The sequence below is a fragment of the Azospirillum sp. B4 genome, from assembly GCF_000333275.1.
In the GTDB taxonomy this organism is placed as follows: domain Bacteria; phylum Pseudomonadota; class Alphaproteobacteria; order Azospirillales; family Azospirillaceae; genus Nitrospirillum.
This window is the reverse complement of sequence record NZ_BACU01000259.1, coordinates 1-1,882: the sequence shown is the minus strand read 5'-3', so window position 1 is coordinate 1,882 and position 1,882 is coordinate 1. Positions and strand designations below refer to the sequence as shown.

Genomic DNA, 1,882 nt, shown 5'->3' with positions numbered 1-1,882 from the left:
TGACGTGGCCGATCACGCTGGCCCGCTGCCGGACCAACCCCAGACGCGCGACGACGACATCCTGGTCTTCCGCCTGTCCGGCGCGTTCTTTTTTGGGGCGGCGGCCGGCGTGTCGGCCCTGTTCGACCGCGTCGCCGCCCGGCCGCGGGCCTACGTGCTGGATCTGACGGCGGTGCCGCTGCTGGATTCCACGGCCGTCACCGTCATCGACGGGCTGGCGGCCAAGGCGCGCAAGCAGGGGGCGGTCGTGGCCATCGCCCTGGCCGATCCGGAGGCACGGCGCCTGCTGCTGACCCAGGGCTTGAAGCCGCCGCAGGTTCATTTCGGCCGTACCCTGGACCAGGCGCTGGTCCGCGCCCGCCATGCCTTGGGCCGCCCAGGGGGCCGGCCGGGGGACCAGCCGGGCACGGATCACGAAGCGGCCTGAGTCTTAAGACCCGAAATTCAGCCCAGCCTGGGAACGCCGGCTGGGGGTGGGCGGTTGTGACCTGCCTGGCTGGAGGCCGTGTCCGCCCGCAGGGGCATCCCGCATTGCAACGCCCCCGGATCCCGCCTACGTAAGAACCATGCCCCCCAGGCGGTTGTCACAAGAGGTTCGCCATGGATACCCCCGTTCGCGCCCCCCACGGGCCCCTCGTCCGCACGGCTCAGGCTCTTGGCCTGCATGACCCCGACTTGCTGCGCGACCAGGCTTATGTCGGGGGCCGTTGGGTCGATGCCGATGACGGTGCCGCCCTGGACGTGGACAACCCGGCGACGGGAGAGATCATCGGCAGCATTCCCGCCATGGGCGCCGCCGAAACGGCACGCGCCATTGAGGCCGCCAACGCCGCCTGGGCCGGTTGGCGCGCCCGCACCGCCAAGGACCGCGCCGCCGTCATGCGTCGCTGGTTCGGGATGATCATGTACGCCCAGGAGGACCTGGCCCGCATCATGACCGCGGAGCAGGGCAAACCCCTGGTGGAATCGCGGGGCGAGGTCGCCTATGGCGCCAGCTTCATCGAATGGTTCGCGGAGGAGGGCAAGCGCGCCTATGGCGACACCATCCCCAGTTTTGCCAGCGACAAGCGCATCGTGGTGGTGAAGGAGCCCATCGGCGTCGCTGCCGCCATCACCCCCTGGAACTTCCCCATCGCCATGATCACTCGCAAGGTGGGGCCGGCCCTGGCCGCCGGCTGCCCCATCGTGGTGCGCCCGTCGGAGGTGACACCCTACAGCGCCCTGGCGCTGGCCGTTCTGGCGGAGCGGGCTGGGCTGCCGCCGGGGGTGCTGAGCGTCGTCACCGGCCATCCCAAGCCCATTGGCGGGGAGATGACCTCCAACCCGCTGGTGCGCAAGCTGTCCTTCACCGGCTCCACGCCCGTGGGCAAGCTGCTGATGAAGCAGAGCGCCGACACGCTGAAAAAGCTGAGCCTGGAGCTGGGCGGCAACGCGCCCTTCATCGTCTTCGACGACGCTGACCTGGATGCGGCGGTGGAGGGGGCGATGGCCTCCAAATACCGCAACGCCGGCCAGACCTGCGTCTGCGCCAACCGCATCCTGGTGCAGGATGGCGTCTATGAGGCCTTCGCCGCCCGCCTGGCGGAGGCGGTGGGCCGCCTGCGCGTGGGCAACGGCGCCGACAAGGACGTGACCACTGGCCCGCTGATCAACCGCGCCGCGGTGGAAAAGGCCGAGCGCCATATCGAGGACGCCGTGTCCAAGGGGGCCCGCGTCGCCATGGGCGGCCGGCGCCATGCCCTGGGGGGTAACTTCTTCGAGCCCACCCTGCTGCTGGACGCCACGGCGGACATGATCCTGGCGCGGGAGGAGACCTTCGGCCCGGTGGCGCCGCTGTTCCGCTTCAAGGACGAGGCCGATGCCATCCGCATGGCCAACGACA

General features: G+C 70.3%; 2 protein-coding genes. Both read left to right on the top strand.

The annotated features are described in order from the left end of the window. Positions 1-427 (top strand): STAS domain-containing protein (locus tag I55_RS10875; RefSeq protein ID WP_044560572.1); only part of this gene is annotated, 427 nt, incomplete at its 5' end. Between the two features lie 173 nt (positions 428-600). Next, positions 601-1,882, top strand: a 1,282-nt coding sequence (locus I55_RS10870; protein ID WP_044560573.1) for an NAD-dependent succinate-semialdehyde dehydrogenase, incomplete at its 3' end; no start/stop codon positions are given.